Genomic DNA, 13,585 nt, shown 5'->3' with positions numbered 1-13,585 from the left:
GCAGGCTCAGAGCGATTCGTTGAGCTTGCTCAGGATCTTGATCACCACCGTGGCGAGGATCAGCAACATGCCGATCCACATGGCAAAGACCCCGACGCTCTTGTCACGGAAGTTGAAGCCGATGGCCAGCAGGATCATGCCGGCAATGATGGGCACCAGCATGGCGTTGAACGAAGATATGGAAACCATGGAGACAGCCTTGTCGGGGGGGATAAGGTCAGTCTAGTTGGGGTTTTCCCAGGATGTGATGATGTAAGTCACATCCCCCGCGATCCCGAGGTGAACACTCTTGTGGCGAGGGGATTTATCCCCGCTGGGTTGCGCAGCAACCCCCTACGCCTACCGGATAATCGCGGTGGTTGGTGAATTCTGGGACTGCTTCGCAGTCCAGCGGGGATAAATCCCCTCGCCACAAGAGCCTGCATGTCTCCGGTCCAAATAGGTTTAGCGGTTATGGCAACTCACGACAGGCATAAAACGCGCTCAGTACCTTCACCAGATGCGCCAGGTCATGGCTGCCGCACAGTTCGCGGATCGAATGCATGGCGAAGGTCGGTAGACCGATGTCCACGGTGCGCACGCCCAGTTGGCTGGCGGTGATCGGGCCGATGGTCGAACCGCAGCCCATGTCGCTGCGCACTACGAAGCTCTGCACCGGCACTTCTTCAGCCATGCACAGGTGGCGGAAGAACCCGGCGGTTTCGCTGTTGGTGGCGTAGCGCTGGTTGCTGTTGACCTTGATCACCGGGCCGGCGTTGAGCTTGGGACCGTGGTTGGCGTCGTGCTTGTCGGCATAGTTGGGATGCACGCCGTGGGCGTTGTCCGCCGACACCAGCAAGGATTTCTGAATGGTGCGGACGAACTCTTCACCTTCAGGCAGCAGGCGACGCAGGGTTTGCTCCAGCATCGGGCCGTCGGCACCACAGGCCGAGCACGAACCGACCTCCTCGTGATCGTTGCATACCAGCACGCAGGTTTCTTCGGTATCGGCGTTCAGCAACGCTTGCAGGCCGGCGTAGCACGACAGCAGGTTGTCCAGGCGCGCACCGGCGATGAAATCGCCGTGCAGGCCAATGACCGCAGCGCTTTGTGTGTCGTAGAAACTCAACTCGTAATCGAGTACCACGTCGGCGTTCAGGCCGTGTTCGCGGGCCAGTTGATCGGTGAGCACGGCACGGAAATCGACGCGCTCGTCCCCGGCGAACTGGGCAAGGATCGGCGGCAGTTCATTCTGCGGGTTGATGGCCCAACCCTGGTTGGCTTCGCGATTGAGGTGGATGGCCAGGTTCGGAATCGTAGCGATCGGCGCCTTGAAGTCGATCAACTGGCTTTCAACCTTGCCATCACGGCGGAAAGTCACGCGCCCGGCCAGTGACAGGTCGCGGTCGAACCACGGCGCCAGCAACGCGCCGCCGTAGACTTCCACGCCCAGTTGCCAGAACCCGTGGCGTTGCAGTTCCGGCTGCGGTTTGACCCGCAGGCAGGGGCTGTCGGTGTGGGCACCGACCAGGCGGATGCCATCGTGCAACGGTGAGTTGCGGCCGAGCTTGAAGGCGATGATCGAGGAGTCGTTGCGCGTGACGTAATAGCGACCGTTGGCCTCGGTGGCCCAGGTCTCGCGTTCGTCAAGACGCTGATAGCCAGCCGCTTCCAGGCGCTTGGCAAGGCTGGCGGTGGCATGGAACGGGGTAGGGGAGGCCTTGAGAAAGTCGATCAGGCCCTGGTTCAACTCTGCGCGCATAAGAAACTCCAGACAGCAATGGGCGGCAGTTTACCGTATTGGTGGTCGCTGGGGAGGGTGCGGCGTGGATATGTGAGTGACTCGGGGTGGGCCTGTGGCGAGGGAGCTTGCTCCCGCTGGGCTGCGCAGCAGCCCCAACAGCAGCAACCCAAGCAGACTTTCCGAGGTGTCAGTCTTTAGGGCCGCTTCGCGGCCCAGCGGGGATAAATCCCCTCCCCACAGGGGGCGGTGGTGTCTCTTAGAACGGTGCCGGGCACTCGAAGCGCAGGCGCTCGCCGCTTTGCGGATGAGTGAAGCTCAGCATGCTGGCGTGCAGGCACAGGCGTGGCCAGGCAGCGAGGGCCTGCGGGTGGGCGTAGAGTCCGTCGCCCAGCAGCGGATGACCGATGGACAGCATGTGCACGCGCAACTGGTGCGAGCGCCCGGTAATCGGCGTGAGTTCGACCCGGCACCAATCGCCGCAACGTTCCAGTACGCGCCAGAAGGTCAGGGCGTGTTTGCCGTGCTCATGGTCCACCACATGCCGGGGTTTGGTCGGCGGGTCGTAGCGCAAGGGCAGGTCGATGCTGCCGCTCTCCAGTTCCGGTTGGCCCCAGCACAACGCCGTGTAGGCTTTTTCGGTTTCGCGATCATGAAATTGCCGGGACAGTTCGCGATGAGTGTCCGGGTCGCGGGCCAACAGGATGATACCGGAGGTTTCCCAGTCCAGTCGGTGCACGATTCGGGCTTCCGGATAGCCGTTTTCCTGCAGGCGGGTGATCAGGCAGTCCTTGTTGTCGTCGGCCCGGCCGGGCACGGAGAGCAACAGGGTCGGCTTGTCGACCACCAGGACAGCGGCGTCCTGATGAATGATGCGGATGTTGGACAGGGGCATTGAAAACAGTCTCGTTACAAACGCCAACGGCGGCGCGGGCCCTTCTCAAGCCCACGAATGGGAGGAGAAGGACCCGAGCCGCCGTGGCTCCCGCCGGCGCGATCAGCGATCCGGCAGGGTGATGTTGAGTTCCAGGATCGAGCAACTGCCCTGGCTTTCCAGTGCCACGTGCACGTCATCGCTACCGATGTTGACGTATTTGCGGATCACTTCCACCAGTTCCTTCTGCAAGGCCGGCAGGTAGTCAGGGGTGCTGCGTTGGCCGCGTTCGTGCGCCACGATGATCTGTAGACGCTCTTTCGCGACCGAGGCGGTACTGGGCTTTTTGTTGGCACGAAAGAAGTCAAAAAGGTTCATTACCTACCTCCAAACAGGCGCTCGAAGAAACCCTTCTTCGTTACATCGAGGAATCGATGCGCTACGGTTTTGCCCAGCAGGCGATCGACGGCATCGCTATATGCCTGGCCGGCGTCGCTCTGGTCGTCGAGAATCACCGGCACGCCGGAGTTGGAGGCCTTGAGTACCGCTTGGGATTCGGGAATGACGCCCAGCAGAGTGACGGCGAGGATTTCCTTGACGTCTTCGACGCCGAGCATTTCGCCGTCGCTGACCCGTTGTGGGTTATAGCGAGTCAGCAGCAGGTGTTCCTTGATCGGCTCTTCGCCCTTTTCGGCGCGGCGGGATTTGCTTGCCAGCAGGCCCAGCATGCGGTCGGAGTCGCGGACCGACGACACTTCCGGGTTGGTCACGACAATCGCCTCATCGGCGAAGTACATGGCCAGGTGGGCACCTTTCTCGATACCGGCCGGGGAGTCGCAGACCACGAACTCGAAGTCTTCCTTGAGTTGCATCAGGACTTTTTCCACGCCTTCCTGGGTCAGCGCGTCTTTGTCGCGGGTCTGGCTGGCGGCCAGCACGTAGAGGTTCTCAAGGCGCTTGTCCTTGATCAGGGCTTGTTGCAGGTTCGCTTCACCGTTGACGACGTTGACGAAGTCATAGACCACGCGACGCTCGCAACCCATGATCAGGTCCAGGTTACGCAGGCCGACGTCGAAGTCGACGATGACTGTCTTGTGGCCGCGCAGAGCGAGACCGGTACCGATAGCGGCGCTGGTGGTGGTCTTACCCACACCACCCTTGCCGGATGTAACCACGAGAATCTTGGCCAAGGTGTTTCACCCCTAAGGAAAAAGGACTTTTTCAGCCCCTGAAAAACATCTCTGGAAAACGGCTGCAATTGGACAGGCTTGGCTGGAATCGGATGTCGGACGGGGTCTACCTCCGGTAAACACTGCCTGATCCTTTTTCCTACGTCGTTTAAGCCGTTTTCGCTCGTTTTAGAGATGCTTGGAAAATGCGGCAGTATCCGTTAAAGCCGAATGATGTTCAACACGTCGCCCGACAGGCTGATCTGAACGCCCGCCCCCCACAACGGATCGCGGCGCAAATCCTCGGAAACCTTGTACTGCCCGGCGATGGAGACCAGTTCAGCGCTCAATTGCTGACAGAAGATCCTGGCTTTCGTATCCCCCTTGACGCCGGCCAGCGCGCGGCCGCGCATCGGGCCGTATACATGGATGTTGCCATCGGCCAGAAGTTCCGCGCCCGGGCTGACCGAGGACACCACGACCAGATCGCCACCCTGGGCATAGATCTGTTGCCCGCCGCGTACTGGCGAGGTGATGACGCGCGTCGGCTTGATGGTGGGTTCTGGTGGTTTTTCCGGGACTTTCCTGGCTTCGACCGGGCTCAGTTCCAGCACGCGCTCCCGGGCGCCGGACGGCGGCAGCACCGGAATGTCCACGGCGATGGCCGCGGCGATGTCTTCGATGCGGCTGGCGCGGATCGCCAGGGTGCGCAGGCCGTGCTGGCGGCAAACGCGCATCAGGCCTGGCAGGTCCACCGCGCCTTCGCCGGCCGGCAGCTTGTCCAGGGCCAGCACCAGCGGTGCATTGCTGAAGAAGTTCGGCGCCTGGGCGACTTTGGCCGCCAACTGCCGGTCAAGGCCTTCCAGGTCGTTGCGGGCCAGCTCCAGCACCGTAATGGCGAGCATGCTGCCCTTCAACTGGAACACGGGATCTTGGTCTAGCGGTTCGGTTTGGCTCATGGTCGGCGTACAACGGCTTGTCACTAAAAGTGCCGAGACTTATAACGAGATCGTCCGCCAGCCGCAACCCGGGTCGAACAATGTAGAATGCGCGGCCCATGTCTTAATGGAAGCTGTAATGGATCGCCCGCGTTTTCGAGCTGCATTTTTTCATCCGCGTTTCTGGCTGCTGTGGTGCGGCCTGGGCCTGTTGTGGCTGATCGTTCAATTGCCTTATCCGTTGTTGCTGCGGGTCGGTCGCGCACTGGGCGCGCTGATGTATCGAGTAGCCGGCGACCGACGGCGCATCGCCCGGCGCAATCTGGAACTGTGTTTCCCGCAAAAGTCCGCCGTCGAGCGCAAGCGTCTGCTCAAGGAAAACTTTGCCTCCACCGGCATCGCTTTTTTCGAAATGGCCATGAGCTGGTGGTGGTCGCGTTCGCGTTTGGCGAAACTGGCCCATGTCGAAGGGCTGGAGCATCTCAAGCAGGCCCAGCGCGAGGGCAAGGGCGTGATCCTGATGGCGCTGCATTTCACCACCCTGGAAATCGGCGCGGCGTTGCTCGGCCAGCAGCACACCATCGATGGCATGTACCGCGAGCACAAGAACCCGCTGTTCGACTTCATCCAGCGCCGCGGCCGCGAGCGGCACAACCTCGACTCCCTGGCCGTGGAGCGTGACGACGTGCGTGGCATGCTCAAGCTGCTGCGGGCCGGGCGGGCGATCTGGTATGCGCCGGACCAGGATTACGGCCCCAAGCAGAGCGTGTTCGTGCCGCTGTTCGGCATCCAGGCCGCGACGGTCACCGCCACCAGCAAGTTCGCCCGCTTGGGCAAGGCGCTGGTGGTGCCCTTCATCCAGGAACGCCTGGCCGACGGCAGCGGTTATCGCCTGGTGATCCAGGCCCCGCTGACGGATTTTCCGGGCGAGACCGAGGAAGCCGATTGCATCCGCATCAACCAGTGGGTCGAGCAGTCGGTGAGTGATTGTCCTGAGCAATACCTCTGGGCCCACCGGCGCTTCAAGAGCCGTCCACCGGGCGAGCCGAAGCTGTACGACAAACGCGGTTGAGCCAATATCCGCCATTTTCAACACCTTGAGCACGGAGCATTGCGATGACCCCAGCTGAACCGGTTACAGGTTTGATTCTTTCCGGCGGTGGGGCTCGAGCGGCGTATCAGGTAGGCGTGCTGGCGGCCATCGCCGAATTGTTGCCAGACGGTGCGGACAACCCGTTCCCGGTGATCGTCGGTACGTCGGCCGGGGCAATCAACGCCGTCAGCCTGGCGAGCGGGGCGATGGACTTCAAGACCGCCATCGAGCGGCTGACGGCGTTCTGGCAAGCGGTGCGCAGCCATCAGGTCATGCGCAGCGACTGGCGAGGCGTGATCGCCCAGGCGACGCGTTTCATTACCCACAGCCTGTTGGGCCTGGGGGCCAAGTTGCCCGTGGCGCTGATCGACAGTTCGCCGTTGCGCGAACTGCTCCAGGCCCAATTCCACGCCTCGGGTATCGAGCAGGCCATCGTCGAGCAGCAACTGCGCGCCGTGGCAGTGACGGCGTTCGGTTATGAATCCGGCCAGGCCGTCACCTTCTACCAAGGGCGCGGGACCATCGATGCCTGGCTGCGACATCGACGTATCGGGGTGCCGACGCAGTTATCGGTGGAGCACCTGCTGGCCAGCTCGGCGATTCCCTTGTTGTTCGCGCCGGTCAGGATCGGCCCGCAATACTTCGGTGACGGCGCGGTACGGCAATCGGCGCCCATCAGCCCGGCCTTGCACCTGGGGGCCAATCGGGTGCTGGTGATCGGCGTCAGCGGCAATCCCCGTGGCGCGGGTGGTCAGGATCCCGCCGAGCGCAGCTACACCGGCCTGCAACCGACCCTGGCGCAGATCGGCGGCCATATGCTCAACAGCACGTTCATTGACAGCCTGGAAAGCGACATCGAGTTGCTTGAGCGCCTGAACGGGTTCAGTCACCTGCTGCCCGCCGACGTGCCGGCCCACGCCCTCGGCGCGGCGCCGGTGGACGTGCTGGTAATTTCGCCCAGCCAGCCCATTGATGAAATCGCCGCCCGCCATCGGCAGGAACTGCCCCGTGCGCTGCGGTTATTCTTGCGCGGGCCGGGCGCGACCAAGACCAGCGGCGCGGGGGTGCTGAGTTATCTGTTGTTCGAGTCGGGCTATTGCAGCGAACTGATCGAGCTGGGACGCCAGGATGCACTGGCGCAGCGTGAGGCGTTGAGTCGGTTTTTGGGGTTGGCTCAGGGATGAGTCCATCTCGAGCCCCTGTGGGAACGGGCTTGCTCGCGAAAGCGGTGGATCAGCTTGCACTGATATTGAATGTTCAGTCGTCTTCGCGAGCAAGCCCGCTCCCACAAGGATCTGTGGCGGGCCTGAGACTGGGTCGGATCAGAAATGGTACTTGAGCAAGAAGCTGGTATTGCTCTGGTTGGTCTTGAACCCGTCGCTGTCTTCGATCCCGTACTTGTTCTTCCAGTAGTCGTACTCCACGCCCACATACAACTGCTTGGCACCGAGCTTCAACGCCTTGCCCAGGTCATATTTGATCTGCGGGTTGATGTGCAGGTTGGCGTGGTAGGTGCCCTTGGAGTTGGTGTCATTGTCCACCACCCAGTCGATGAAACCGTCGATCAGGAGGTCGGATGAGCCCATGGGGATGGTGTAGGCCCAGGTCGGGGTGATCTGCCAGACGTTGTCGCCGGCGCGTGGACCTTCGGTCTGGCGGTTGTAGAAGTTCAGCTGGAAGTAGTCGAAGCCGGGAATCGCCAGGTCGAAACCCGGGCCGATCAGGTAGGACTCGTTGTCGCCTTCGCCGAATTCATAGGTCATGGCCAGCAGCACGTCCTTGATCGGACCCAGTTCCAGCTTCTGGTCGAAGATCTTGCCGAACGACAGGCGTGGGCTGAACTCACCGTAGTAGGTGTTCGGGCCGGACTGGCTGTCGTCCTGGCCGTTGTAGAAGATCCGGTCGAGGAAGAAGAAGTTATCCCCGTATTTCCAGGCATCGGCGTGTTCGAAGGTCACGGTCTGCTGGATGCGCGGGTTGACCTGGAAATCCTTGCCGTACAGGTAGGTCAGACTATTGTTCTGCCATTGGAACAGGTCATCGGCCATCGCTTGGCCTGCGACCAACAAGGCGCCTGCGAGTGTCAGGCTGGTGCATGTACGTTTCATTCGGTTTGCTCCCAAAGGTAAGTGGTACCGCCATTTTTTTTTCAGATCAGCGCTCTTGATGTGGCGCTTTTTTCTACGGATAAAAACATCCGTTCGGTCAGTTTTTTGCTCGTGGCAGATGCTGATAGCAAGAGCTGAGCCAAACCCGAAAAAAGCTCGTCCAGCTATTTGGAACAGTCGAAAAAGATGTTTTCCGGGGACGTCCGATATCCCCCGTGATGCCGGGATAAGCTGGCGTTTCGGTCAGGATTCGATGATTTTTTTTACGCTGCCCGGGTGTGAACGGCCGCGCAGGGTACGGGCTTGTCCTGATGGGATCAAGTGCCCTGCAACGGCGCATTCGCGGCGAATTTGGGGCGCGGCTCAGTTGGTCCGCGCGCCCTGGTTGATCCACGCGCCGATCAGGTCGCGTTCCTGCTGGGTCATCTGGGTGATGTTGCCCAAGGGCATGATCTGGGTGGCCACGGCCTGGGCCTGGATGCGCGCAGCCTGTTGCTGGATCTGCTCTGGTGTATCGAACATCACCCCACCTGGTGCGGCGCTGAACAACGGGCTGGTGGGCTTGGCCGAATGGCAGACCGAACAGCGCTCCTGGATCACGCTGTGGACCTTCTCGAACGATGGGCCCTGAGCGTTGGCGGCCTGAGTGGGTGCCGATGCCGGTGCGGCCGGGGCGGTTGCCGGTTTCGTGCCGCCACCCACTGCCGTTTCCGGCAACGGTTGGTACTCGATCACGCCAGGTACCTTGGCTACTTCCGGCGTGGTGGGCATGGGCTTGGGCCCCGTGACATAAGCCAGGCAGATCATCGCCAAAGCACCGACTGGCAGCGTCCAGGCAAACCGATTGCTGTCATGGCGCGTGTTGAAGTAATGCCGCACCAACACCGCCGCCACGGCGATCCCGGCCAGGATCAGCCAGTTGTACTGGCTGCCGTAGGTGCTAGGGAAATGGTTGCTGATCATGATGAACAGCACCGGCAGGGTGAAGTAGTTGTTGTGGCGCGAACGCAGCAAACCCTTGGCCGGCAACGCCGGATCGGGCGTGCGGTTCTCGGCGATGGCCGCCACCAGCGCACGTTGGGCTGGCATGATGATGCGGAACACGTTGCCGACCATGATCGTGCCGATGACCGCCCCGACGTGCAGGTAGGCACCGCGACCGCTGAACACCTTGCTGAACCCGTAGGCGGCGGCGATCAACAGCACAAACAGGATCAAACCGAGCAGGGCGGGGCGCTTGCCCAGGGCCGAGTCGCAGAGAAAGGAATAGACGAACCAGCCGACGAACAACGAGCCGATACCCAGCGCCACGCCTTCGGGGCCGCTGAGGCTGCTGCCGGGGGCCAGCAGGTATAGGGTCGGGTTCCAATAGAACACCACGCACAGCAGCGCGACACCCGACATCCAGGTGAAATAGGCTTCCCATTTGAACCAGTGCAGGTTGTCCGGCATGGACGGTGGAGCGAGTTTGTATTTTTCCAGGTGGTAGATGCCGCCACCGTGGATGGCCCACAAGTCACCAGCCAGACCACTTTTTGGATTGACGCGATTGAGGTTGTTTTCCAGCCAGACGAAGTAGAACGACGCGCCGATCCAGGCCACGCCAGTGATCATATGAACCCAGCGTACGCTCAGGTTCAGCCATTCCAGCATATGTGCTTCCACAGTCTTTACCTCTCGCCCGTCACGCTTGTCTGCGCGTGATCGGACCTTCTCTTATTGGTGGGGGGCGAGGATTAGAAATTCATCCTCTTGGAAAAAATGCTCATCGCAGTTATTGCCTGTGCCACTGCGATCAACCACCAGGAAGTCATCCCGCTTTTCGATCGTCAGCACCGGGTGGTGCCAGACGCCGCGATGGTAATTAATGCCCTGCCTGCCGTTGGTGACGAAGGCGCGGACCAAGCCTGATACAGGTGCATCGCCAAGTGGCGCGACCACGATCAGAAAGGGGTTGCCGAGCAGCGGAATGAACGCCTGGCTGCCCAGCGGATGGCGCTCCAGCATGCGCACGGTCAACGGCATCTCCAACGCGTCGGCGCGGAAGATGCTGATGATCGCCTGATCGTCCGGCGTGGCGGTTTGCACCGTTGCCAGGCGATGGAAGCGCATGGTCGAGCCGTTGTTGATCATGAAGTGATCGCTGCCATCGGTTTCGATCACGTCACCGAACGGGGCGAAGGCTTCTTTGGTCAACGGTTCGATCTTGAGTGTGCGCATGCTGGTCTTCTTATCCAAAAAATTCTGTGTCGTTTGTTCAGCTTTTGTGGCGAGGGAGCTTGCTCCCGCTGGGTCGCGAAGCGGCCCTCGAAATGGGACTGCTACGCAGTCCAGCGGGAGCAAGCTCCCTCGCCACAGGTGCGGTGTCTACTTCGCTATCTTGCCCAGCACCCGCAGACGACTCACGCCACCATCCGGGAACACGTTCAGGCGGATGTGGGTGATCGGCCCCAGGGCCTTGATCTGCTCGGCGAAGGTGTGTTCGGCGTGCATTTCCAGTTTCTGGCTGGGCAACAGCTCACGCCAGAACAGCGATTGGGTTTCGATCTGGCTGTCGGTGCCGCCCTTGACGAACGCGCCCTGGATCGAGCAACTGTCGGGGTAGTTGCCCTTGAAGTGCAGGGTGTCGACGATGACTTGCTCAACGATGCCGGCGTGGCCCAGGGCGACGATGACCCAGTCATTGCCCGGGGTGCGACGACGGGCGGTTTCCCAGCCATCACCCATGTTGACGCCACGACCCGGGTTGAGGATGTTGCTCATGCGGCCGAAGTGTTCATCGGAGCAGGCCAGGGCACGGCCTCCGTTGAGGGCTGCGGCCAGGTCGATCTGTTCGTTGTCGCCCACGGCCGACCAGTCGCGGTACGGAATGCCGTAGACCCGCAACCGAGCCACGCCGCCATCGGGGTAAATATTGAAACGCAGATGGCTGAAGGCCTGGTCGTTGTTGATTTCGTGATAGTGGTGGCTGTTGCCTTGCAACTCGACGGCCGACAGCACTTCAGTCCATTGGGTGTTTTCGTCTGGCTCGCCTTCAGTCAGGAAGCAGGCTTCGAGGGAGGCCGACGGGGGATAGTTACCGGTGAAGAATGAGGTGTCGATGTCCACGCCTTTGATCGAACCCGCCACGCCCAGGCGGATCACTGCGCTGTCGTAGCCTTCGAAGCGCTTGCGCCGCGATTCCCAGCCGTCCATCCACTTGCCGTTGTCGTCGAACACGCCCTCCTTCCACACGGCCGGGGTCGGCTGGAACAGACGGTTGGCGTCGGCGAACCAGTCATCGGTGACCGAGATGATCTTGGTGCCGAGGCGGGCGTCGGCCAGGTTGACGAACTTCTCGAAAGGTACGGCGTAAGCTTTCATTCTTCTTGTCTGCCTTTAATAAGTTGGCTGGGGATGCTTGCAGGAGGCTGCTCGCTAAAGGGTCAGTAGTCGGAACAACGCGATCTTGTTGATCTCTGCCAGCGCGCATTTGAATTCGGTGTCTACCGAGTGATGGATGCGCGTTTCGAACGCCGCGAGGATCTGGTGCCGGTTGCTGCCTTTTACCGCCATGATGAAGGGAAACTTGAACTTGGCCTTGTAGGCGTCGTTCAGCTCGGTGAAGCGCTGAAACTCTTCGGCCGTGCATTGGTGAATACCGGCGCCGGCCTGTTCGTTCGTGCTGGCTTCGGTCAGTTGGCCCTGGACGGCAGCAAAGCCTGCCAGGTCCGGGTGAGCGTTGATCAGTGCCAGCTGGCTGGCGTGATCGGCACTCAACAGGATGTCGCTCATGCGCTGGTGCAGGGTTTCGATCTGGTCGATCGACGGGTCCTGGCCCAGGTCGAAAGCCTTTTCCGCGACCCATGGCGAATGTTCGTAGATATCGGCAAAAGCCCGGATGAAGGCTTCACGGCTCAAGGTCGAGGGCTTGAGGGTCTGGAAGGCGGTCATTTCGACGCTCCTGGTTTCGAAGCCCCTTGATACGGATGGGTCTGCTGCCAGTGACGCGCAATGTCGACACGACGACTGAACCAGACGTGTTCATGGCCTTTGACGTATTCGAGGAAACGCTTGAGGGACGCCAGGCGGGCAGGGCGGCCGATCAGGCGGCAATGCAAGCCGATGGAGAGCATCTTGGGGGCTTCGGCGCCTTCGGCATACAGCACGTCGAAGGCGTCCTTGAGGTATTGGAAGAAATCATCGCCCTTGTTGAAACCCTGCACCTGGGTGAAGCGCATGTCGTTGGTGTCGAGGGTGTAGGGGATCACCAGATGCGGTTTGCCATTGGGCGTGTTCGGTTCCCAGTAGGGCAGGTCGTCGTCGTAGGTGTCGCTGTCATAGAGAAAACCGCCTTCCTCCATGACCAGCCGGCGGGTATTGGGGCCGGTGCGACCGGTGTACCAACCCAGCGGGCGCTCGCCAGTGATTTCGGTGAGGATGCGGATCGCTTCGAGCATGTGCTCGCGCTCCTGGGTCTCATCCATGTATTGGTAGTCGATCCAGCGATAGCCGTGGCTGCAGATTTCGTGACCGGCGGCGACCATGGCACGGATCACCTCCGGATGGCGCTGGGCGGCCATGGCCACGGCGAAAATGGTCAGCGGGATATCGAATGCCTTGAACAGCTTGAGGACCCGCCAGACCCCGGCACGGCTGCCATACTCGTACAGCGATTCCATGCTCATGTTGCGTTCGCCCTGCAGCGGTTGTGCCGCGACCATCTCCGAGAGGAACGCCTCGGATTCCTTGTCGCCATGCAGGATGTTGCGCTCGCCGCCTTCTTCGTAATTGAGCACGAAGGACAGGGCGATACGGGCATTGCCCGGCCACTGCGGATGGGGAGGGTTATTGCCGTAACCGATCAGGTCGCGTGGGTAGTCAGCGCTCACTGCAGTTTTCCTTCTTGTTCGAACCATGTGGGTGGCGCCCTGGCGATGGATCATAGGCTGGCGTCACGACGATGGAGTGATTGTATACAACTTTATATGCGATTTGTAAGCCTGGTTTTTTGCATTTTTCACCGCTGTCCCGGGTTTGTCTACACTGCAAGAAACCTGCCCATATGGTCAATTAATGGTTGGAAGAATGGCGTATCCGTTGGTTTGGCTTAAGATTGGGCGGGAACCTTTGTCGGGACGAGTGCCGACTGAATATCTGTTTTTTATTGTGTACAATTTTCTTTTAAAGTGTCTTAATTCGCTCATCGCCGTAGTGTTTCGTGCTCCGAAACGGTGCGGCCTGTCTTTCAACTGATTCAGGAGGCGTCGCGCCGGACTGCCCAGCAGCGAGGCACGCACAATCAATGGGACGTTTGACTACTCACGTTTTGGATGCTGCACACGGCTGCCCGGGCAGCTCGATCAAGGTCGAGTTGTACCGCGTGGAAGGTTCGCAACTGCAGCTGGTCGCCAGCGCGCTGACTAACAGCGACGGTCGCTGCGACGCGCCGCTGCTGCAAGGGGATAACTACCGTTCGGGCGTCTATCAGATTCAATTCCATGCCGGCGATTACTACCGCGCCCGTGGTGTCCAGTTGTCCGAGCCGGCGTTCCTGGATGTGGTGGTGCTGCGCTTCGGCATTTCGGCCGAGCAGGAGCATTATCACGTGCCCCTGCTGATTTCGCCTTACGCCTATTCAACCTATCGAGGCAGTTGAGCCCCCAAGCAACTGCCTGGTCCTGGAAGCCACTGCGCATAAAGC

The 13,585-nt window shown here is 60.7% G+C and carries 15 protein-coding genes; 3 read left to right on the top strand and 12 right to left on the bottom strand.

Going from position 1 to position 13,585, the window contains the following annotated elements; translation table 11 throughout:
- Positions 1-6: 6 nt before the first annotated feature.
- The 6 genes from BM300_RS27135 to minC all read right to left on the bottom strand — a co-directional run bounded on the left by BM300_RS27135 (position 7) and on the right by minC (position 4,722).
- Positions 7-189, bottom strand: a complete 183-nt coding sequence (locus BM300_RS27135) for a hypothetical protein (RefSeq protein WP_063324804.1) — start codon at positions 187-189, stop codon at positions 7-9.
- A gap of 262 nt (positions 190-451) precedes the next feature.
- Complete coding sequence (locus BM300_RS27130) at positions 452-1,741, bottom strand: M18 family aminopeptidase (protein ID WP_092224650.1); 1,290 nt, start codon at positions 1,739-1,741, stop codon at positions 452-454.
- 238 nt (positions 1,742-1,979) lie between these two features.
- On the bottom strand, positions 1,980-2,615 hold the full coding sequence (locus tag BM300_RS27125; protein ID WP_092224652.1) for an RluA family pseudouridine synthase: 636 nt from the start codon (positions 2,613-2,615) through the stop codon (positions 1,980-1,982).
- Between the two features lie 102 nt (positions 2,616-2,717).
- Complete coding sequence (gene minE, locus BM300_RS27120) at positions 2,718-2,972, bottom strand: cell division topological specificity factor MinE (RefSeq protein WP_003179111.1); 255 nt, start codon at positions 2,970-2,972, stop codon at positions 2,718-2,720.
- A complete protein-coding gene (gene minD, locus BM300_RS27115; protein ID WP_058542331.1) occupies positions 2,972-3,784 on the bottom strand; it encodes a septum site-determining protein MinD in 813 nt (270 codons plus the stop codon). The genes minE and minD overlap by 1 nt, the downstream gene beginning before the upstream one ends.
- A gap of 200 nt (positions 3,785-3,984) precedes the next feature.
- Positions 3,985-4,722, bottom strand: a complete 738-nt coding sequence (gene minC / locus BM300_RS27110) for a septum site-determining protein MinC (RefSeq protein WP_063324805.1) — start codon at positions 4,720-4,722, stop codon at positions 3,985-3,987.
- Positions 4,723-4,840: 118 nt separating this feature from the next.
- Between minC and BM300_RS27105 the strand changes: the two genes are divergently transcribed.
- Both BM300_RS27105 and BM300_RS27100 read left to right on the top strand, forming a co-directional pair.
- On the top strand, positions 4,841-5,773 hold the full coding sequence (locus tag BM300_RS27105; RefSeq protein ID WP_092349544.1) for a lipid A biosynthesis lauroyl acyltransferase: 933 nt from the start codon (positions 4,841-4,843) through the stop codon (positions 5,771-5,773).
- A gap of 44 nt (positions 5,774-5,817) precedes the next feature.
- Complete coding sequence (locus tag BM300_RS27100; protein ID WP_092147736.1) at positions 5,818-6,978, top strand: patatin-like phospholipase family protein; 1,161 nt, start codon at positions 5,818-5,820, stop codon at positions 6,976-6,978.
- A gap of 138 nt (positions 6,979-7,116) precedes the next feature.
- Here the strand turns inward: BM300_RS27100 and BM300_RS27090 are convergent, their stop codons facing one another.
- From BM300_RS27090 to puuE, 6 genes are all read right to left on the bottom strand, one after another.
- The gene (locus BM300_RS27090) at positions 7,117-7,902 is read right to left on the bottom strand and encodes an outer membrane protein OmpK (RefSeq protein ID WP_092147742.1); all 786 of its coding nucleotides are present in this window, start codon (positions 7,900-7,902) and stop codon (positions 7,117-7,119) included.
- A 363-nt stretch (positions 7,903-8,265) separates the two neighbouring features.
- Complete coding sequence (locus tag BM300_RS27085) at positions 8,266-9,567, bottom strand: urate hydroxylase PuuD (protein ID WP_092464497.1); 1,302 nt, start codon at positions 9,565-9,567, stop codon at positions 8,266-8,268.
- 51 nt (positions 9,568-9,618) lie between these two features.
- The gene (locus tag BM300_RS27080; protein ID WP_092147750.1) at positions 9,619-10,122 is read right to left on the bottom strand and encodes an ureidoglycolate lyase; all 504 of its coding nucleotides are present in this window, start codon (positions 10,120-10,122) and stop codon (positions 9,619-9,621) included.
- 147 nt (positions 10,123-10,269) lie between these two features.
- On the bottom strand, positions 10,270-11,265 hold the full coding sequence (gene alc / locus BM300_RS27075) for an allantoicase (protein WP_063324811.1): 996 nt from the start codon (positions 11,263-11,265) through the stop codon (positions 10,270-10,272).
- Positions 11,266-11,319: 54 nt separating this feature from the next.
- The gene (uraD, locus tag BM300_RS27070; protein WP_092349546.1) at positions 11,320-11,835 is read right to left on the bottom strand and encodes a 2-oxo-4-hydroxy-4-carboxy-5-ureidoimidazoline decarboxylase; all 516 of its coding nucleotides are present in this window, start codon (positions 11,833-11,835) and stop codon (positions 11,320-11,322) included.
- The gene (gene puuE / locus BM300_RS27065) at positions 11,832-12,773 is read right to left on the bottom strand and encodes an allantoinase PuuE (protein ID WP_092464495.1); all 942 of its coding nucleotides are present in this window, start codon (positions 12,771-12,773) and stop codon (positions 11,832-11,834) included. The genes uraD and puuE overlap by 4 nt, the downstream gene beginning before the upstream one ends.
- Before the next feature lie 413 nt (positions 12,774-13,186).
- On the opposite strand from puuE, the gene uraH reads away from it, so the two are divergent.
- On the top strand, positions 13,187-13,540 hold the full coding sequence (uraH, locus tag BM300_RS27060; RefSeq protein WP_063324814.1) for a hydroxyisourate hydrolase: 354 nt from the start codon (positions 13,187-13,189) through the stop codon (positions 13,538-13,540).
- Positions 13,541-13,585 lie beyond the last annotated feature (45 nt).

The organism is Pseudomonas sp. NFACC46-3 (assembly GCF_900114515.1).
Classification (GTDB): Bacteria; Pseudomonadota; Gammaproteobacteria; order Pseudomonadales; family Pseudomonadaceae; genus Aquipseudomonas; species Aquipseudomonas fluorescens_Q.
This window is presented reverse-complemented; position numbering and strand designations above follow the sequence as displayed.